At 63.0% G+C, this 17,646-nt stretch carries 20 protein-coding genes and 2 tRNA genes; 8 read left to right on the forward strand and 14 right to left on the reverse strand.

What is annotated here, in order from left to right:
* The first annotated feature begins 56 nt into the window (after positions 1-56).
* Positions 57-650, forward strand: coding sequence for a TetR/AcrR family transcriptional regulator (locus EN845_RS03345; RefSeq protein WP_127871474.1), 594 nt, complete (start codon positions 57-59; stop codon positions 648-650).
* Here EN845_RS03345 and EN845_RS03350 read toward each other — a convergent pair.
* The 6 genes from EN845_RS03350 to EN845_RS03375 all read right to left on the reverse strand — a co-directional run bounded on the left by EN845_RS03350 (position 647) and on the right by EN845_RS03375 (position 5,102).
* Complete coding sequence (locus EN845_RS03350; RefSeq protein WP_127871473.1) at positions 647-1,873, reverse strand: anion transporter; 1,227 nt, start codon at positions 1,871-1,873, stop codon at positions 647-649. The genes EN845_RS03345 and EN845_RS03350 overlap by 4 nt on opposite strands.
* Before the next feature lie 149 nt (positions 1,874-2,022).
* Complete coding sequence (locus EN845_RS03355) at positions 2,023-2,985, reverse strand: glycosyltransferase family 4 protein (protein WP_127276645.1); 963 nt, start codon at positions 2,983-2,985, stop codon at positions 2,023-2,025.
* A 208-nt stretch (positions 2,986-3,193) separates the two neighbouring features.
* Positions 3,194-3,982, reverse strand: coding sequence for a GGDEF domain-containing protein (locus tag EN845_RS03360; RefSeq protein ID WP_127276643.1), 789 nt, complete (start codon positions 3,980-3,982; stop codon positions 3,194-3,196).
* 191 nt (positions 3,983-4,173) lie between these two features.
* Complete coding sequence (locus EN845_RS03365) at positions 4,174-4,395, reverse strand: hypothetical protein (RefSeq protein ID WP_127276641.1); 222 nt, start codon at positions 4,393-4,395, stop codon at positions 4,174-4,176.
* 279 nt (positions 4,396-4,674) lie between these two features.
* Positions 4,675-4,751, reverse strand: a tRNA-Arg gene (locus EN845_RS03370).
* 45 nt (positions 4,752-4,796) lie between these two features.
* Complete coding sequence (locus EN845_RS03375) at positions 4,797-5,102, reverse strand: ETC complex I subunit (protein ID WP_127276639.1); 306 nt, start codon at positions 5,100-5,102, stop codon at positions 4,797-4,799.
* Positions 5,103-5,226: 124 nt separating this feature from the next.
* Between EN845_RS03375 and EN845_RS03380 the strand changes: the two genes are divergently transcribed.
* Positions 5,227-5,303, forward strand: a tRNA-Pro gene (locus EN845_RS03380).
* 146 nt (positions 5,304-5,449) lie between these two features.
* Positions 5,450-5,836, forward strand: coding sequence for a hypothetical protein (locus tag EN845_RS03385; RefSeq protein ID WP_245511625.1), 387 nt, complete (start codon positions 5,450-5,452; stop codon positions 5,834-5,836).
* A 190-nt stretch (positions 5,837-6,026) separates the two neighbouring features.
* On the opposite strand, the gene hdaA is transcribed toward EN845_RS03385, so the two are convergent.
* The 4 genes from hdaA to EN845_RS03405 form a co-directional block, all read right to left on the reverse strand.
* On the reverse strand, positions 6,027-6,731 hold the full coding sequence (gene hdaA / locus EN845_RS03390; protein WP_127276636.1) for a DnaA regulatory inactivator HdaA: 705 nt from the start codon (positions 6,729-6,731) through the stop codon (positions 6,027-6,029).
* A 1-nt stretch (position 6,732) separates the two neighbouring features.
* Positions 6,733-7,908 carry an AI-2E family transporter gene (locus tag EN845_RS03395; RefSeq protein ID WP_127276654.1) on the reverse strand — a complete coding sequence of 392 codons (1,176 nt, stop codon included), beginning with the start codon at positions 7,906-7,908 and terminating at the stop codon, positions 6,733-6,735.
* A 79-nt stretch (positions 7,909-7,987) separates the two neighbouring features.
* Positions 7,988-8,542 (reverse strand): CDP-alcohol phosphatidyltransferase family protein, encoded by a 555-nt coding sequence (locus tag EN845_RS03400; protein WP_127276634.1) that lies wholly within the window; start codon positions 8,540-8,542, stop codon positions 7,988-7,990.
* Between the two features lie 94 nt (positions 8,543-8,636).
* Entirely contained in the window at positions 8,637-9,290 is a 654-nt protein-coding gene (locus EN845_RS03405; RefSeq protein ID WP_127871472.1) for a hypothetical protein, read from the reverse strand.
* Between the two features lie 282 nt (positions 9,291-9,572).
* On the opposite strand from EN845_RS03405, the gene purM reads away from it, so the two are divergent.
* Genes purM through EN845_RS03420 form a run of 3 tightly spaced genes read left to right on the forward strand, consistent with a single transcriptional unit; the run spans position 9,573 to position 11,887 of the window.
* Positions 9,573-10,652: a phosphoribosylformylglycinamidine cyclo-ligase gene (gene purM, locus EN845_RS03410; protein ID WP_127871471.1), complete on the forward strand. Its 1,080-nt coding sequence runs from the start codon at positions 9,573-9,575 to the stop codon at positions 10,650-10,652.
* Positions 10,649-11,362, forward strand: a complete 714-nt coding sequence (gene purN / locus EN845_RS03415) for a phosphoribosylglycinamide formyltransferase (protein WP_127276629.1) — start codon at positions 10,649-10,651, stop codon at positions 11,360-11,362. Before purM ends, purN begins: the two co-directional genes overlap by 4 nt.
* A 15-nt stretch (positions 11,363-11,377) precedes the next feature.
* Positions 11,378-11,887, forward strand: coding sequence for a histidine phosphatase family protein (locus EN845_RS03420; RefSeq protein ID WP_127276627.1), 510 nt, complete (start codon positions 11,378-11,380; stop codon positions 11,885-11,887).
* A gap of 47 nt (positions 11,888-11,934) precedes the next feature.
* Here the strand turns inward: EN845_RS03420 and EN845_RS03425 are convergent, their stop codons facing one another.
* Complete coding sequence (locus EN845_RS03425; RefSeq protein ID WP_127276624.1) at positions 11,935-12,177, reverse strand: DUF680 domain-containing protein; 243 nt, start codon at positions 12,175-12,177, stop codon at positions 11,935-11,937.
* Between the two features lie 437 nt (positions 12,178-12,614).
* Between EN845_RS03425 and EN845_RS03430 the strand changes: the two genes are divergently transcribed.
* Positions 12,615-13,292 carry a response regulator gene (locus EN845_RS03430; RefSeq protein ID WP_127276622.1) on the forward strand — a complete coding sequence of 226 codons (678 nt, stop codon included), beginning with the start codon at positions 12,615-12,617 and terminating at the stop codon, positions 13,290-13,292.
* On the forward strand, positions 13,289-14,647 hold the full coding sequence (locus EN845_RS03435; RefSeq protein WP_127276619.1) for a sensor histidine kinase: 1,359 nt from the start codon (positions 13,289-13,291) through the stop codon (positions 14,645-14,647). The genes EN845_RS03430 and EN845_RS03435 overlap by 4 nt, the downstream gene beginning before the upstream one ends.
* A 25-nt stretch (positions 14,648-14,672) precedes the next feature.
* Here the strand turns inward: EN845_RS03435 and EN845_RS03440 are convergent, their stop codons facing one another.
* The 3 genes from EN845_RS03440 to EN845_RS03450 form a co-directional block, all read right to left on the reverse strand.
* Positions 14,673-15,551 carry an ABC transporter permease gene (locus EN845_RS03440; protein WP_127276617.1) on the reverse strand — a complete coding sequence of 293 codons (879 nt, stop codon included), beginning with the start codon at positions 15,549-15,551 and terminating at the stop codon, positions 14,673-14,675.
* A gap of 11 nt (positions 15,552-15,562) precedes the next feature.
* A complete protein-coding gene (locus EN845_RS03445) occupies positions 15,563-16,372 on the reverse strand; it encodes an ABC transporter ATP-binding protein (RefSeq protein ID WP_127871470.1) in 810 nt (269 codons plus the stop codon).
* Positions 16,373-16,477: 105 nt separating this feature from the next.
* Positions 16,478-17,494 carry an ABC transporter substrate-binding protein gene (locus EN845_RS03450; RefSeq protein WP_127280273.1) on the reverse strand — a complete coding sequence of 339 codons (1,017 nt, stop codon included), beginning with the start codon at positions 17,492-17,494 and terminating at the stop codon, positions 16,478-16,480.
* Between the last annotated feature and the right edge of the window lie 152 nt (positions 17,495-17,646).

The following is a 17,646-nucleotide window of genomic DNA, read 5'->3' on the forward strand; positions in this document are numbered from 1 at the left end:
GGAAGGTTACGTCGTTCGCACCTTGTGTATATTCACTAGTCGGTATACATGGACCCATGGCCGAAGCACAAAGCCCCACCCGCAAGCGCCTAGTCGATGCCGCAACCAGATTGTTCTACGCGGAAGGAATCGGCCGTGTCAGTGTCGACGCCGTCGCCGAGGAAGCGGGCCTCACCAAGCGGACGCTCTACTACCACTTCAAGAGCAAGGACGACCTCATCGCAGCCTATCTCGACGGCCGCGATCAGCCCAATCTGAAACGGATGGCCGGCTGGTTCGAAGCCGAGCAAGGGGGCGTGGACAGCAAGGTCGAAGCCATCTTCACCAATCTGGCCCGGGCCACGCGCCATCCAAAATGGAAGGGATGCGGCTTCCTGCGCACAGCTGCCGAGCTTGCCTCGATGCCTGGACACCCGGCGGTCAAGGTCGGGGCGCGGCACAAATCCAACTTCGAGACATGGCTGGCCACGGAATTGTCCGGGCACGATATCGAGGGGCCGCAGGCACTGGCCCGCGAGATCGTGCTGCTGATAGACGGCTGCTTTTCGATCATGCTGATCCATCGCAATCCCGACTACGTCGAAGCCGCCGGACGAGCCGCGGCGACGCTGGTCAGGGCGCGGATGTCGGTCAGTCAGATGCAAGGCTAGGCCCCGAACGCCAGCCACGCCGTACCGGCGGCGAGCGTGATCAGTGTCAGCGGCAGGCCGACCTTGAAGAAGGCACCGAAAGACAACGGTGTACCAGCGGCCTTGGATTGTTCGGCGACGATCAGGTTGGCGACCGAGCCGAGCAAGGTGAAGTTGCCGGCCAGCGTCGAACTCATGGCCACCACCAGCCAGGCGCGCTCGGGGTTTTCCAGGCCGGGTATGAATGGCCTGAGCGCCAGCACGGCAGGAACATTGCTCATGATGTTGGACAACACGGCGGTGAACCCCGACAGCCTCCAGACGTCGTCGAGCCCGATGTTCTTGGCGGAGGCGATCATGTCAGGCGTCAGCAGCGTCTTTTCCGCGCCGGCAACCACCACGAACAGACCCGCGAACATGAACAGCAGCGGTCCGTCGATCTCATGGTAGATGCGCGATGGCTTGATGGCGCGCGTGAGCAGCAGGATGGCGCCGCCGATGAGCGCCGCCTTGGCTACGGGAACACCGGCGAAGAAGGCGATCGCCAGCCCGATGCAGACGACCACGGCCTTCAGCACCTGGCCACGATGCATGCGGCCGCGCGAGATGTGTGGCGCCAGTTCGCCGTTGCGCCTGAATTCGGCGCGATAGACGATCCGCACAATGACGATGACCGCGACAAGGCCGAACAAGGCGACCGGCGCGAGCGCCGCCGAAAAGGCCGGATAGGAAATCCCCGACAGCGCGCCGATGACCATGTTCTGCGGGTTGCCCGTGATGGTGGCGACGCTGCCGCAGTTCGAAGCGGTGGCGATGGCGATCAGATAGGGGATCGGATTGCGGTTGATGACACGGGTGATGTGGACGACGATCGGCGCCATGACCAGGCAGATGGCGTCGTTGACCAGGAAGGCCGACAGCACGCCGGTAAGGAGCGTCACCATCACCAGGAGCATGAACGGCGCATGCGCGTGCTCGATGGCAATGGCGCCGAGACCGCGAAAGGCACCCGATACTTTCAGATGCGCCACCACGATCATCATGCCGAGCAGAAGCGTGATGGTGTCGAAATTGATGGCGCGATAGGCATCCTCCATGCTGAGCGCGCCGATGGCGATCATCGCTGCGCCGCCAAGCAGCGCAATGCCCGCGCGGTCAAGCCGCAGGCCAGGGATGCGGCCGATGGCGACGCCGGCATAGGTAAGGACCAGGATCAGCAGTGCCGCGCCGCCCATCAATGTCATCGGTAGAAGCCCTGCTCGATCTGCCCGCGCGCCGATGCCGGCCGCCCGCGATTCACGTGATGCCAGCTTTAGCGCGATGTCGGGATTGATGCCAAATGGCTAGGTGGCTTGTTGGCGGAGAATATCTGAAGGCAGATGGCGCGGTGCGGCTAACGCCGATAGAAATCCAGCCGTTCTTGCAACGCCTGCGATGAAAACATCTGCTCGACGGTCAGCCGCGCCTTGCGGCCGACCGTCGCCCGCAGGCCCGGGTCGGCTTTGAGATCCGCCAGGATCCGCGCCGCCTGTTGTGTCGTTTCGAACAGGAAGCCGTTTTCGCCATGTCTGATGTGGTCGACGTAGCCACCATGCGAATGGCAGACCACGGGCAGGCCGCAGGCCATCGCCTCGAACACCACCCGGCCGAACGTCTCCACATGCGAACCGGTGCGATAGTAGAAGACGTCGAGCGTCGGCAGGAACTGTTCGGCGGCGAATTCACCCTGCGGCAGGAGTTCGAGTTGCGGATGCGGCGCGAGCTTGTCCTTGAGCGGCGTGCCGCCCTGAATACGGACCGCGGTGCCATCGCCAAGCAATGCCTCATAGAGCGCCACATCGTCGCGGTGATGCTTGTCCGCCGTGTCGCGGCTCAGCCGCCCCACCGTGAACGGACCGTTTGGCCTTGCCCGTCGTGGCGAGAAGCGCCCGATATCGATCGGCGAGGCGTGGACGACGCCTTCGACCTGCAGCACGCGCCTCTGAAATTCGGAGATCAGCACCAGTTCGGCAGCCGGCCAACGCAGCAGGCGCGGCCTGCGTGTCGTCAGGGCGATGAGCTTGGGATGAAAGGTGTTGAAGACATAGATCAGCCGGCGCGGCCGCGGGATCAGGTAGGGCCACATTTTGTTGCGCCAATGCGCGCCAAGAAAGACATAGGTGCCGCCATCCGGCACATTGCGTGTTGCCGGCGAGACGCGGCGTATCGGAAATTCCTGCATCAGGCCTTCGGATACGCGCGACGAGGTTGCCCACAGGCACACCCGTGAGTCGGCGCCCAAGAGCCGGTACAACTCCAGGGTTTCGCGCTCACTGCCGCCAAACTGGTTCTGAAAGCCGTTGAATAGATGGATCATGGTCGCGGTGCTTACTCGGCTCTAGCCGGGCGTCTCGCCATTCAATTGCCTGCACCCAAGGGCCGTGCTGTACCCGCGAATGGCACGATCGAGGGACTAAGAAGCAGGACTATTTCTGGCGATACTCCGTACATTACTGCCCGGAGGAAGCACACGGATAATCAAGCGTCAAGCAAGCGGTGGGTGTCAGCCTACTACGAGGCTGCCGTCAGTGCAGGGTAGCGGCGCTGGCCGGAGACGCCAGGGAGGCTTCCGCCGGATCGAAGCTGACCTGATCGCGTCCATTCGATTTCGCGGCATAAAGCCGTCTGTCGGCGGCCGAGAATATTGCCTCGTAGGTGGTCGGCCCGCTGAAGCTGGTACCGCCTATGCTGACGGAAAGCGGACAGGAGCGGCCGCCCGGGGAAAAGTCCATTTCGCGTATCCGTCGGCGGATGCTTTCGGCAACCAGCCAGGATTGCGAGGGGTCGACACCGGGAAGGAATACGCCGAACTCCTCGCCGCCGATGCGTCCGACGATATCGCCGCCGCGCAGCTGGCCCTTGATCGCCTGCGCGATCAGCTTGAGCGCCTGGTCGCCGCAATCATGGCCGAGGCGGTCGTTGATCGACTTGAAGTGGTCGGCATCGATGATCAGCAGCGCGCCGGAACGGGTCTCTTCCTGCTTGCGGGTCTGCTCGAGATAGGCCTCGACCAGCATAGAGAAGGCGCCGCGGTTCAGCACTGCCGTCAGGCTGTCCGTCGCGGCGATGACACTGAGGTCGCGCTGGGCTATCGCCAGTTGGCGGATCTTCCACATCAGGAAAAACAGAAACGAGCCACCCAGCACCAGGGGCAGCAGAAGGTCGGTCAGCTTCGCGCGCCAGACAGACTCGGGCGAAAGATAGGGGAAATTGAACGAATCGACGAAAAACGCCACGGCAATGAAGAATGCCGTGCCGGCGGCGGTGACGGCGATCACCCTGCCCCAGCTGGTCGGCGACAGGTCCAGCTTCATCCCCTTCACTCCGTTAGCCGTCCCTACTATGACGTGCCAACGCAAACAAAATGATAAGACTTTCCTTTCAATTCGAGATCGGATGGCAGGGAGACGGGATCGGATGGCCGGGGGCGGGCACGATCGCCAACAGGCGGCCGTGCCCCGGTGGTTGAAGGCTCATCGGATTCCTGACAGGGAGAATTCCGAAGTCAGCGGTTGGACGCCTGTCCAGCCGCCTCGACGACAAAGGATGCCGCGATCATGTCGTCGGCATCCAGCCACAAGGAACCGTCGCCGGCCCCCATGATGGCGGCGACCTTGTGAAAGGTTTTCATTTCATGGCCGGAAATTTCGGCATCCTGCATGCGGGCCCTGAGTTCGGCGATGCGCCGCACCAAGGCAGGGGACGTTCCAATCTCACGTTTCGACATGGCCTGGCTTCTCCTCCCCCAACCCATTCTGTTGTGCCCCACCCTATTCGCCGGACCGCACATTGCCTTTTCATGAGGCTCCACGAATACAAGGCCCCGAACGCGTGGTCTTGGCCGAGGTTCCAACCGGAAAGATCACGAAATAATTCCAGGGACCCCCGCGCCGGTGGGCCCGAGACTGCCGTTCCAGGCTTACATTGCACGGCGTCGCGGCACTGGCAGGCAAGGGTGAGGATTGGTTGACCTCGTCAGGTCATGCGGCGTAAGCCTTTGAAATTATGGCGATCCCGACAGGATTCGAACCTGTGACCATCGGCTTAGAAGGCCGGTGCTCTATCCAGCTGAGCTACGGGACCGCTGGCCGGCTCGGGGCCGGTAGATGTTCGCGCTGGGCTAGCCGGTCAATGCGTCCAGGGCGTCCTGCGGTCATAGCGGAAATTCTCCGCATAGGAAATCTGGCGGCGCTTGGGCTCTTTCGGCTCTTCGACGCGGAAGGCAAGCCCTTCCTTTTCGGCGTAGGCGACGGCCTCTTCCTTGGTGCCGAAGGTGAGCCTGATCTGGCTTCTCATGTCTCCCGACGTGGTGTAGCCCATCAGGGGGTCGATCTTCTTGCGCATCTCGGGATCGAATTCCAACACCCAGTGGCCGGTCTTGGCCTTGCCGGACTGCATCGCGGTTTTGGCTGGGCTGAAAATGCGCGCGGACATGGCCACCTCATTGTTGTGCAAGGCGGCATCGCCACCCTAGGGCCGTCATTACTGCGCATTGGCAGCGGCGGCAAGGTTTTTGCACTTGCCATGTAACACCGAAATGAATAGGCAACAGACCGTTCGGAGTGTAGCGCAGGCTGGTAGCGCATCTGGTTTGGGACCAGAGGGTCGGGAGTTCGAATCTCTCCACTCCGACCATCCCTTCTTATCCCATGCGATCTAGGCGCCCTCGCCGGCGACGAGAGCCGCAATCAAGGCCGCCGTACTTGTCTTGCCCTTGATCGTCCTCGTTTCGCGCCGGCCAAAGTGCGCGCCTTCATCGACTTCGTGCAATCGCGTCTGGATTGAGCGAGCATCAAGGGCTTTTGGCCAATATTCGGGCTTCATCATTTCAGGCTCGCTTCCCTCGCTATTGCCGGCTTAAACTCCGGCAAAATGGGGGATTTGCGGTGCTTGGGATCGATGCTTGGGTGTCGCTGTTCGGGCCGGCCTATTTTGCCTATGCGGGCGTGACGGTTCCCTTCATGGTGACGTGGGCGATCGCCTGTGCAGCCTTGGCGATGTGGAACAATCGCGAGAGCCGCGGGCACGCTAGGCTGGCACCAGGCATCGTTGCCTCCCGTTCGTGGGCAGCCAGCACCGGGATTTTTGTGCTGGTCGCGGCCTGCTATATTGCCGCGCATTCAGCCGTCTATCTGTTGGTCCGGCATTTCGTCAGACTTTGGCTGTGATTGGCCGCAAGTGAAAGGCAAGCTCGCCGGGCGAGAACCCCAAGCACCTCATTCCCGGCGAGCCTACAACCTGATTTGGAACGCAATCAGGACCGGGGTCAGCCGGCAAGCTCAAGCTGCAAGATGGGTGCCAGCTGTTATTTCCCGAAATGGGACGGCGGTTGCGGAGCGATTGTAACATCGAGGCACTCTAAATCTCGAATTCGCCCTGCCCCTCGTCCATGGCGTTGACGGTTTCGGCCGCCAATGCCCTTGTGATCGCCATCTTGCGCTCCAGCGCGGTGCGATCCAGACGCTCCACCACGCGCATCGCGGTGGCCAGCGAACGCTCGATGCGCCGCACCAGATACTGCACGACATGCGGTTCGACCTCGACCTGCCGGTCGGCGAACAGCTTGGTGATGACGCCGGCGAGCAGGAGATCGTCGGGCTCGTGGATCTCGACGGTCGCCGCCGCCTTCAAACGCGAGGCAAGATCGGGCAGCTTGACGCCCCAGGCCGACGGAAAGCGTCGCGCCGTCAAGAGCAGCGTCGAGCCGGCACCGCGCACGGCATTGATCAAATGGAACAGGCCCTGCTCATCGACCGCGCCGATATCGACATCGTCGATCAGCGCCGGCCGCGCACCGAGATTGGCGATGCTGTCGCCCATGCGCCTGGCGTCGACGGCAAGCGCGTTGGCGCGGGCACGCCAGATCGAGGCCAGGTGCGTTTTGCCCGAACCAGCGGGGCCTGCCAGCACCACCACCGGTGCTGGCCAATCCGGCCAGCGGTCGACCAGCGCGGCCGCCTGGTTGTTGGTGCCGGAGACGACCAGCTCGTCGCGCGAATAACCGGTGCCGTGGCCGAGATCGAGCGGCAGCTGGCGCGGCGGGTCGGTTCGCTGGGCAGTCACTTCAGCGACGCGGTTGCGTGCGGTGGCCGCCGCCGCGATCGGCCGGCAACGGCGGCGCGAGCTCTGTCGCATGGCCCTTGTAGAGCGGCGATTCCAGGTAGCGGGCGATGGCGAAGCGTACCAGAACTGCCACCGCCGCGGATGCTGGAACGGCAATCAAAAGCCCGACAAAACCGAACAGCGCGCCGAAGGCGAACAGCGCGAACATCAGCCACACCGGGTGCAGGCCGACGCTTTTGCCGACCAGCCTGGGCTGCAGGATGTTGCCTTCGATGAACTGGCCGATGAAGAAGACCACGGCAACGGCGACGATCATCGTCCAGTCCGGCCAGAACTGGACGAAGGCAACGCCGACGGCCAGCACCAGCCCGGTCAATGAGCCGACATAGGGGATGAAGGAGATCAGCCCGGCGAACAGGCCGATGAGGATGGCGAAGTTCAGCCCCGTCAGCGTCAAGCCGGTGGCGTACATGGCGCCCAGCACCAGGCAGAGCGTGCCCTGCCCGCGCACGAAGCCGGCAGTGGCGGTGTTGATGTCGCGCGCGATGGCGCGCACCGTCGCGACGTTGTCGCGCGGCACCCAGCTGTCGATGACCGCCACCATGCGGTCCCAGTCGAGCAGCATGTAGAAGGCCACGACCGGCGTCACCACGAACAGGCTGACCACCGAGACCAGCGCCATGCCCGAACTCCACAGCGAGGTAAATACGGTGGTGATCAGGCCAAAGCCGGAAGTCAGCAGCGAATTCAATCCGTCGCGCAAGCCATTGGCGTTGACGCCGAATCTCTGTTCCAGCCATTTCGGGTCGAACGACGTGATCAGGCTCTGCAACCGGGTCAGGTACTCCGGCAGCTTGCCGGCGAAATCGGTCATCTGCGTCGCCAGCACCGGAATGAGGATGACGAAGGCCAGCACCAGCACGATCAGGAAGGTAATGAGGATGACCACCGTCGCCATGAAACGGCTGAGGCCGAGCCGCTGCAGCCGGTCGGCGACCGGATCGAGGAAATAGGCAAGCACCATGCCGGCGACGAAGGGCAGCAGGACGCCGCTGAAGACATAAAGGAAAAGCGCCAGGATCGCGGCACCCGCCAGCCAGAAGAAGATCTGGCGGTAGAAGGTCGACGCCGCCTCTGCCTCCGCCGCCGTCTCGCCGGCCGGAACGTCGACGACCATCTGGTCGTCGACGGTCTTGCCCCGCGTCACCGCTTTGCGGGCAGCCGGCTTGCGGGCAGCCTTGCCGTCGATGGGCTTGTCAGCCCGATTTACCGCCTTCGCCATAGCCGTTCATATGCCTCAGCCAAGCCACGAGATAGGCCGCGGCCGAAGCCACGGTCAAGACCCCGGACAGCAATATGAGGGCGGGCCGCAGAGGGTCGAGGTGCACGGCAAAGGCGAGTTCACCCAGCACGACCGCCGCCAGCACGATCTGTATGGCGGTATTGGCCTTCGACACAAGAAACGGTTTTATCTCGACCGGATGGGCCATCACCGTGGACAACAGAACCGCGCAGACGATCAGCGCGTCGCGTGACACCATGGTGACGACCAGCCAGAGCGGCAATTGCCCGATGAAGCCCATGACGACGAACACCGAAACCAAAAGCAGCTTGTCGGCCATCGGATCGAGATAGGCGCCGAGCGTCGACTGCTGGTCGAAGCGGCGGGCGATGAAGCCGTCGATGCCGTCGGAAACGCCTGCAATAACGAAGCCGGCAAAAGCCCAGTCCCAGCGCGCCTGCAGCATGGCCAGCACCACGGCAGGCACCAGCACAAGGCGCAGGATGGTGATCAGGTTGGGGATGGTCAAAGTATTACCCCGCCTTGGGTCGTAGAGAGATAAATGAGCGGTATACCAGGCAGGCGCAACGACCGTTTGTTCATTCACGTCGTGGCGGACAGCGTCAACCGCAAAACGGCTCCAAACCGAGTCGTGTCTCCGCACCCTTGTTTGCGGGAACAAATTCAGCCGGCCCACCGCGCCCTTTCGCTCTCGTCAGTCCGAATTTCCCCAGGTAGACGAGGTTCGTATAGTACTTCGACACCGGCGGGGCCGATGGTAGCGGGCCGCCTTGATCAGGTTCGACATAGCCGAAACGGTCCTGTGCACCGGGATCTGCTGCTTCTCGTTCAGTTCGATTAAGGTTCAGGTCCAATAGCCTTAGGCCAAGCGGTGTACGAGTTGGAAGAGCCTCAGCGTTGCAGTCAGATTTCAACACTCCTGTCGAAGGCTCGAATGTAAAGAACTTGTACCCCAGGCCTAGATAATAGGTTCCATCGTCGGCAGCACGATAAAGGGCCAGCCCCGAATTATATGGTCTTTTCCAGATTTCCATCCATCCGCTCGACGGTCCGGCGAGCCACTCTCCCTCGCGCACAAGGCTGAATTTCTCGTCCATGCCCCAGCCCCATTCGACAGTATAGGTCAGGTCGTATCCCGCGGGCGTGAGCCTCACCGTCGCCGAACTCGTCATCTCCGACTTCCAGGACTGGTAGGCGATCAATACGACTATTGCCGCCAGTACAGGTAATAGAACGGTGAAAAAGCCATATCGCAAATGCCGCCTCCTCTGTGCGAAAACATGTGCCAGCAACGTTTTGCTCGATCTTCTCAAAGGCACTAAAGCCTAAGAATGGACGGGCATAAGGCTCGTCTATGAGGCACTTATGTATTTTCCATGCAGTTTTCCCTGACTTAGATGCGACCAGGCTTCACGGCACATTGATGGGAGGGATATCCACGCATTTGTCGGGGTAAAAGGCGCGGTCCGCGCCGTCATCCTTGCCCGGCGAAACCATTCATGCGAAGAGCCCGCAATGGAAACAGGGATGCGCCGACGATGAGCAAGGGCGACCAGGCCAAGCGCAGAAACGGGCTCACTTATGCCGAGGCCGGCGTCGACATCGATGCCGGCAATCTCATGGTGGAGAAGATCAAGCCGCTGGTGCGCTCGACGCGCCGGCCAGGCGCGGATGGCGAGATCGGCGGCTTCGGCGGTCTGTTCGATCTCAAGGCGGCCGGTTTCAGCGATCCGGTGCTGGTCGCCGCCAATGACGGCGTCGGCACCAAGCTCAAGATCGCCATCGATGCCGGCAAGCACGACACGATCGGCATCGACCTCGTCGCCATGTGCGTCAACGACATCGTCGTGCAGGGCGCGGAGCCGCTGTTCTTCCTCGACTATTTCGCCACCGGCAAACTCGATCCCGACCAGGGTGCCGCGATCGTCGGCGGCATCGCGCAAGGCTGCCGCCAGGCCGGCTGCGCGCTGATCGGCGGCGAGACCGCCGAAATGCCGGGCATGTATCACGGCAAGGACTATGACCTTGCCGGCTTTGCGGTGGGCGCGGCCGAACGCGGGCAGCTTTTGCCCACTGACGACATCGTCGAAGGCGACGTGCTGCTCGGGCTAGCCTCCTCCGGCCTGCATTCGAACGGTTTCTCGCTGGTGCGCCGCATCGTCGCCGCCAGCGGCCTGGCGTGGAGCGATCCGGCACCGTTCAACGATGAGGCGACGCTCGCCGAGGCGCTGCTCGAGCCGACCCGCATCTATGTGAAATCTCTCCTCAAGGCGATCCGCAATACACATGGCATCAAGGCGCTCGCCCACATCACCGGCGGCGGCTTCCCGGAAAACATTCCGCGCGTGCTGCCCAAGGATTTCTCGGCCGAGCTTGATCTCGAGGCGATCGACGTGCCGCCGGTGTTCTCGTGGCTGGCGAAGACCGGCGGCGTGGCGCCGGAAGAGATGATGCGCACCTTCAATTGCGGCATCGGCATGATTTTGGCTGTCGCTTCGGGGCAGGCGGCGCAGGTCGCGGCCGTGCTGCAGGAAGCCGGCGAGACGGTGACGCCGATCGGCCGCATCGTGCCGCGCCGCGACGCCGGCGTCATCTATCGGGGCTCGATCGGGCTATGAGCGCGCCGAGAAAACGCGCGGTCGTCCTGATATCGGGGCGCGGCTCCAACATGACCGCGCTGATCGCGGCCGCCAGCGATCCGGCCTTTCCGGCCGAGATCGTCGCCGTCATCTCCGACAAGGCCGACGCCGCGGGCCTCGGCATCGCCAGGGCACGCGGCATCGCCACGCAGGTCATTTCCCGCGCCGACCATGGCGGCAAGCAGGCACATGACGCGGCGATCGACGCGGCACTCGCGGCCTTCAATGCCGACATCGTGGCGCTGGCCGGCTATATGCGCATCCTGACCCCCGGCTTTGTCCAGAAATGGCAGGGTCGCATGATCAACATCCACCCTGCCTTGCTGCCGGCCTTCAAGGGGCTCGATACCCATGCGCGCGCGCTGGCAGCCGGCATCCGCATTCATGGCTGCACGGTGCATTTCGTGACGCCGGAGATGGATGACGGCCCGATCATCGCCCAGGCGGCGGTGCCGGTGATGGTCGGCGACAATGCCGATACGCTGGCAGCGCGCGTGCTGAAGGCCGAGCATCGGCTCTATGCGCTGGCGCTGGGACTGGTGGCCGAAGGCAAGGCACGCATGGAGGCGGGCCGCACCGTGCTTGCCCACTTCGCCGACGATGCCGAGAACGGCACCTCGGTGGTGATGGCGCCCGACCCGCTGCGTGAGGAAGCCGACCTGGAGCATCTGGCGCGGATCACGCCCTGAGCCGAGAACGCGGCCATGAAACAGCTTCTCCTGCTTCGCCACGCCAAATCGAGCTGGGATGATCCTGATCTCGATGATTTCGACCGGCCGCTCGCGGAACGTGGATTGAAGGCAGCCCGATTGATCGGCCGCGAGCTTGCGGCGCGCGACTGGCTGCCGGATCAGGCGCTGGTGTCGTCGGCGCTACGCACCCGCGACACCTGGCGATTGGTGGCCGCGGAGTTGCCGGTGCATCCACGAGTCGCGTTTGCTCAGCCACTCTACGAAGCTTCGGCTGCGGACATTCTGGACCAAATCCATAAGGCCGACCCGTCGAGCCTTTGCCTTGTGGTGGTTGGCCATAATCCGGGGCTTGAGGACCTGGCAGAACAGCTTGCCGGACCGCGATCGGAGGCGAAGGCGCGCAAGAGGCTTGAGGAAAAGTTGCCGACAGCAGCCCTTGCGCGCCTCGTCTTCGAGGGCGAGTGGTCCGCCCTGTTCTCCGCGCGGCTGACGCATTGCCTGCGCCCGAAGGATTTAAGCTAGAACCCATGCCAGGCGGATGCGGCGGACAGTCCGCCGCGCCCGAGACATCAGTTGCCCCAGATGCCCTGGCCGGGCTCCGGCCAGTCGATGGCGGGCTTCATCTTGGTGTCGGCAGCCTTGTGGCTGGTCATATTCGTCTTGTTGTCGACGGCGCCGGTGACTGCGTGATCCACGCCAGCGACCGGGGCAACCGGCTGGTTGGCATTGTCGGAGCCAAAGTGGTCGCTGCCGGCGAACGCACCTCCGGTTGCGATAAGGATAGCGGCGGTAGCGAGAGCAAGCCTGTCCATTTCAATCTCCTGGTTCATCCGTTGGGCGGCGTCTTGGGAGGACGGTTCCGCTGAGGAGAAGACCAGAAGCAGCCTGGTTTTATTCCTGAACGCGAAATGTTTTTTGCCGACTGCGGAGATCGGCTGATGAAGCCAATGCCTTGGGCTCATCCAAAAAAAACAAGAGCCGCGAGCCAAGCCCACCGCTCTTTGTCGTCGAGGTCGTCGAGGCCCTGCGTGGATCAGTTGCCCCAATTGCTCTGGCCTGGGTCCGGCTGATTGGAATCGTCGCTCGGACAGTTTGGAGGTTTCGCCGGCCACGGCCCAAGCCGCATTTGCCTTGCGTTGCGATCGATACTATCGATCATTTTGGGTCCGATTGGCGAATGGGATCGACGATCGAGCCCGAGGCGACCCGTTGAGACCGAAAGCGGGCGGATGCTGGAACGGCAATAGACATGCGATTGCTGCTTGTGGAGGACAATCGCGAACTGGCGGACTGGCTGGGCAAGACCTTGCGCCAGGCGAACTATGTCGTCGACATCGTCCATGACGGCGAGGATGTCGAGCACGCGCTTGCCGCGGGCGACCACGCGCTTGTCATTCTCGATCTTGCGCTGCCTCGCATGGGCGGACTGGAAGTGCTGCGCATGCTGCGAGCCCGCGGCAACCGGGTGCCGGTGATCGTACTGACCGCCAATGCCAGCCTCGATGGCCGGGTCAAAGGCCTCAACGAAGGCGCCGACGATTATCTGGCTAAGCCCTTCCAGATCGAGGAGCTTGAAGCACGCATCCGCGTGCAACTGCGCCGCGTCAATGACCGGACGGCACCGGTCGTTGCCTGCGGCGACCTCGTCTTCGACACCAACACCAGGCTGTTCTCGCTCGGCGGGGAGGCGCTGGCGCTGACGCCGCGCGAACATGCCTTGCTCGAGCAATTGATGATCAAGGCAGGACGCACCGTAAGCAAGGCCGCACTGTCCGCGGCGATCTATGATTTCGAGACCGACGCCGATCCCAGCGCCATCGAGATCTATGTGCACCGTGTGCGCAAGAAGCTTGAAGGGTCGCGCGTCCAGATCGCCACTTTGCGTGGCCTCGGCTATCTCTTGCGCCACGATGATCTGGCGCCATGAGAATTAACAGTCTTCGGCTGCAACTTCTGGCCTGGGTGGTGTTGCCGCTCGCCGGGCTCGCCACCGTCAATCTGTGGACCAGCCATGGCAATGCCCTGGCGACCGCCGATCTTGTCACCGACCGCATGTTGGTCGGATCGGCACGGATGATTGCCGAGCAGGTCGCAATGACCGACGGAGTGATCAACGCCACGGTGCCGCCGGCAGCGCTCGAGATGTTCGACACCGGCGACCGCGACAGGGTCTACTACGGTGTCGAAGCCGCCGGAGGGCGGCTGTTGACAGGCTATCCCGGGCTACCCAAGACGCCTGGACGCCCCAGCATCGAAGCGACCTATCGCGACCAGACGCTGCGGCTGCTGACATTTACGCACGCGGTGGTCGGCGCCGGCGGCGACTCGCCGATATCGGTCACCGTCGGCGTCACGCTTTTCGGCCACGACGCGATGGTGCGGCATCTCTGGTTCAGCGCCTTCACCCAGCAACTGGCGCTGGTGGCGATTGCCGGCGTCTTCGTGCTGCTCGGCCTGCGGCGAGGATTGACGCCGCTCATCCGGCTGCGCGACGCAGTGCGCTCACCGAAACGCAGCGAACTCGACCCCATCGAAGTCGCCGGTGCGCAGAGCGAAATCCGGCCGCTGGTCGATGCGCTCAATGCCTATATGGAACGGGTGCGGGCGCAGATGGCGGCGCAGCGCCGTTTCATCGCCAATGCCGCGCATCAGTTGCGCACGCCGCTGGCGCTGTTGTCGACGCAAGCGAGCTACGCGCTGCGCGAAAACGCTGTGGATGCGCGCAAGGAAGCGCTTGTCGCCCTGCAGGCAAGCTCCGCCCGGCTGGCGAGGCTGGCCGAACAGCTCTTGACCTTGTCGCGCGCGGAACCGGGCAGCCGGCGACCGCGCGCCGATCGCATCGACCTGACGCAAGCCGCGCGCCAAGTGCTGGAAACGCACGCGCCCAGGGCCATTGATCGCAACGTCGATCTTGGCCTCGATGAGACTGGCGCCGTACCGGTCATCGGGGACGGCACGATGCTGCGGGAGATGATCGTCAATCTCGTCGACAACGCCCTGCGCTACACACCGGCAGGCGGCACCGTCACCGTCAAGCTCGCCGCCGCCGGTGGCGAGGCCGTGCTGACGGTTACCGACGACGGGCCAGGCATACCCGCCGACGAGCGCGACCATGTCTTCGAGCGCTTCTATCGGCTCACCGGCGCGACCGACGAAGGCAGCGGCCTCGGGCTCGCCATCGTGCGCGAGGTGGTCGAAAATGCCAGCGGTCGCATCACCCTTGCGGATGGCGCGACCGGCGGCCTGGTCGTCGAGGTGCGCCTGCCGTTGGCCGGCGGCTAGGGGTCCTTGCCCCGCTCCGATCTGCTTACTGCGTCTCGTGCAGCGGCTGCGGACGCCATTTCGCCAGCCGGTTCTCGACCATTGTCATCAGATATTCCGCGCCCAGCGCCACGACCATGATGATGACGATCGCGGCATACATGCCGGCGGCGTCGAAGGAGCCCTTGGCGATGTTGATCAAGAGCCCGATACCATAGCGTGAGCCGACGAACTCGCCGACGATGGCGCCGATGATGGCGAAGCCGAAGCTGACGTGCAGGCTGGCGAAGATCCAGCTCATCGCCGACGGCACGATCACCGAGCGGGTCAGCTGCCAGTCGGAGGCGCCGAGGATACGGGCATTGGCGATCATCGCCCGGTCGGCCTCGCGCACGCCCTGGAAGGCGTTATGGAAGACGACGAAGAACACCATGATGAAGGCCAGCGCCACTTTCGAAGCAAGGCCAAGGCCGAGGATCATGATGAAGATCGGCGCCAGCACCACGCGAGGGATGGAGTTGATGACCTTGATGTAGATGGAAAAGATGTCGGCGGCCATGCGGTTGCGGCCAAGCGCGACGCCGATGATGATGCCGGCAACCGAGCCTGTGACGAAGCCGAGGACGGATTCCTCCATCGTGACGTAGAGATGGTACCAGAGCGGCCCTTCGGACGTGCCTTCCGTCGTCCACTCATAGAGCCTCTGCGCGATCGCGCTTGGCGTGGCGTAGAAGAACGGATCGATCCAGGCCTTGCGCCCGGCGACTTCCCAAGCGGCGAGGAAGACGATGAGGATGGCATACCGCCAGAAGATCACCGTGCGGCGACGATGCTGCGCGGCCTTGGCGGCGGCGGCCTCTATTTCGGCGTCCGAAGTTCCCGGCCTGAAACTTCCTGCCCTGATGTCGATGGTGGCATCGGTCATTGTGTCCTCCCTCACGCGGCAGCGCGGGCATAGCTGGTCTCGACCTCTTCCTTGAGATCGGCCCAGATGGTGCGCGAATAGTCGATGAAGCTTTGCTCGTAACGGATGTCGGCGACGACGCGAGGGCGCGGCAGGTCGATGGTGTAGACCGACTTCACCGTCGCCGGCCCGGCGGTCAGCACATAGACTTTGTCGGCCAGCGCTATTGCTTCCTCCAGGTCGTGGGTGACGAAAACGACCGAAGCCCTGGCTTCGGACCACAGACGCAGCAGTTCCTCGTGCATGAGAACACGTGTCTGCACGTCGAGCGCGGAGAACGGCTCGTCCATCAGCAGAATCTCGGGGCCATTGATGAAGGTCTGCGCCAACGCGACGCGCTTGCGCATGCCGCCGGAGAGCTGGTGCGGATAGTGATGCTCGAAGCGCGCCAAGCCGACGCGCGCCAGCCAGTCGCGCGCCGCGGCCGTCGCTTCTGCCTTGGCCCTGCCACGGAAGAGCGGCCCGGCCATGACGTTCTCGATCACCGTGCGCCATGGAAACAGCGCGTCACTTTGAAAGACGAAGCCGATGCGGGAATCGATGCCCTTGACGGGTGCACCCATGACCCGGACCTCGCCCGCGCTTGGGCTCGCCAATCCGGTGACGAGGTTGAGGGTGGTGGACTTCCCGCAGCCGGTCGGGCCGACGACGGCGACGAATTCACCCCGCTCGACGGTCATGGTGAAATCACGGATCGCGGTCAGCGACTTGCCGGTGGGTGACAGGAAGCGGCGGCTGACATTGATCAGCTCAATTGCCGGTGCGCTTTTCTCTTGTGCCATGCTGGGCTAACTCCTCGAACGAAGAACCGCCGTCGGCCAGGGCCTCCGGACGTGAAAACCAGACGATTGCCGGCACGAGGCGGTGCATCGCGCCGGCAGACGGGTTTACTTCGCGTTCTTGACGAATTCCGTCGTGTAGGTCTTCGACAGGTCGATCTGCTTGCCTTGCAGGTCCTTCTTGAAGGCCGACAGCACAGTCAGCACCGTCTCGGGGCCGCCCTCGGGCATTACGCCGTCGGCGGTGAACATCGCCTTGCCGGCATCGAGGGCCTTCACATAGCCCTCCTTGTCGCCGACATAGTAGTCCTTCGGCATCTTGTCGGCGATTTCGGCGCCGCTATGGGTATTGATGAATTTCTGCGTCTTGACGAAAGCATTGGCCAGCTTCTGCACCACATCCTTGTGGGCCTCGACCCAGTCTGTCTGCATGTAGAGTGACGCGGCCGGGTATGTGCCGCCGAGCGCGGCTTTTGTGCCTTCCATCGTACGCATGTCGATAAGGACTTTGGCCTCACCCGTCTTGAGTAGCCGGGTGATGGTCGGCTCGGTCGTCATACCCGCCTGGATCTTGTCCTGTTGCATCGCGGCGATGAATGTATCGCCGGCACCGACGGGGATTGAGGTGAATTCACCCAGCTTCAAGCCGTTCTTCACGGCGAGGTATTCCGTCAGGAAGTTTGTCGAGGAGCCGAGGCCGGTGACACCAAGGTTCATGCCCTTGAAATCGGCCGGCGACTTGATTTCGGGATGCTTCGTCGAAACCAGTTCGACCTCGCCGGGCGCCTGGCTGAACTGGACAATGGACTCGACGAATTTGCCTTTGGCCTGGAGGTCGATGCTATGGTCATAGAAGCCGACAACGCCTTGCACGGCGCCGGCCAGCATCTCGTTTTCGGCATCGACGCCGGCCGGTTCGTTCAGCAACTCGACGTCAAGACCCTCGTCCTTGAAGTAGCCCAGGGCTTCGGTGAGCTTGGCGGGCAGATAGATCTGCTTTTCGTAGCCACCCACCATGATGGAAATCTTTTCGTCGGCCGCCGATGCCGCCGTGGCACCCGTGGCGGTGATGGCAAGCGTCAAGGCAACGGTGCGCAACGCACACTTCGAGATGAAACCGGTCACAAAACTTCCTCCATTTGGGCGACGCGCTGTGAAGCCGCGCCGCATTCCTCCCTCGCCGACCGTCGCGGGCCGGACATGCGGTGACACCGCAAAACCGTCATGACATGCCCAAGCTTTCAGCTGGCTTTCAGTCGCGGGGCAAAAAAATCGTT

Source organism: Mesorhizobium sp. M8A.F.Ca.ET.202.01.1.1 (assembly GCF_004791595.1).
In the GTDB taxonomy this organism is placed as follows: Bacteria; Pseudomonadota; Alphaproteobacteria; order Rhizobiales; family Rhizobiaceae; genus Mesorhizobium.

Excerpts from the sequence above, each read along its gene's own strand:
- EN845_RS03345 (WP_127871474.1), top strand. The coding sequence starts at position 57 with ATGGCCGAAGCACAAAGCCCCACCCGCAAGCGCCTAGTCGATGCCGCA.
- EN845_RS03350 (WP_127871473.1), bottom strand. The coding sequence starts at position 1,873 with ATGACATTGATGGGCGGCGCGGCACTGCTGATCCTGGTCCTTACCTAT.
- EN845_RS03355 (WP_127276645.1), bottom strand. The coding sequence starts at position 2,985 with ATGATCCATCTATTCAACGGCTTTCAGAACCAGTTTGGCGGCAGTGAG.
- EN845_RS03360 (WP_127276643.1), bottom strand. The coding sequence starts at position 3,982 with ATGAAGCTGGACCTGTCGCCGACCAGCTGGGGCAGGGTGATCGCCGTC.
- EN845_RS03365 (WP_127276641.1), bottom strand. The coding sequence starts at position 4,395 with ATGTCGAAACGTGAGATTGGAACGTCCCCTGCCTTGGTGCGGCGCATC.
- EN845_RS03375 (WP_127276639.1), bottom strand. The coding sequence starts at position 5,102 with ATGTCCGCGCGCATTTTCAGCCCAGCCAAAACCGCGATGCAGTCCGGC.
- EN845_RS03395 (WP_127276654.1), bottom strand. The coding sequence starts at position 7,908 with ATGGTCGTCGACGTTCCGGCCGGCGAGACGGCGGCGGAGGCAGAGGCG.
- purM (WP_127871471.1), top strand. The coding sequence starts at position 9,573 with ATGAGCAAGGGCGACCAGGCCAAGCGCAGAAACGGGCTCACTTATGCC.
- purN (WP_127276629.1), top strand. The coding sequence starts at position 10,649 with ATGAGCGCGCCGAGAAAACGCGCGGTCGTCCTGATATCGGGGCGCGGC.
- EN845_RS03420 (WP_127276627.1), top strand. The coding sequence starts at position 11,378 with ATGAAACAGCTTCTCCTGCTTCGCCACGCCAAATCGAGCTGGGATGAT.
- EN845_RS03425 (WP_127276624.1), bottom strand. The coding sequence starts at position 12,177 with ATGGACAGGCTTGCTCTCGCTACCGCCGCTATCCTTATCGCAACCGGA.
- EN845_RS03430 (WP_127276622.1), top strand. The coding sequence starts at position 12,615 with ATGCGATTGCTGCTTGTGGAGGACAATCGCGAACTGGCGGACTGGCTG.
- EN845_RS03435 (WP_127276619.1), top strand. The coding sequence starts at position 13,289 with ATGAGAATTAACAGTCTTCGGCTGCAACTTCTGGCCTGGGTGGTGTTG.
- EN845_RS03440 (WP_127276617.1), bottom strand. The coding sequence starts at position 15,551 with ATGACCGATGCCACCATCGACATCAGGGCAGGAAGTTTCAGGCCGGGA.
- EN845_RS03445 (WP_127871470.1), bottom strand. The coding sequence starts at position 16,372 with ATGGCACAAGAGAAAAGCGCACCGGCAATTGAGCTGATCAATGTCAGC.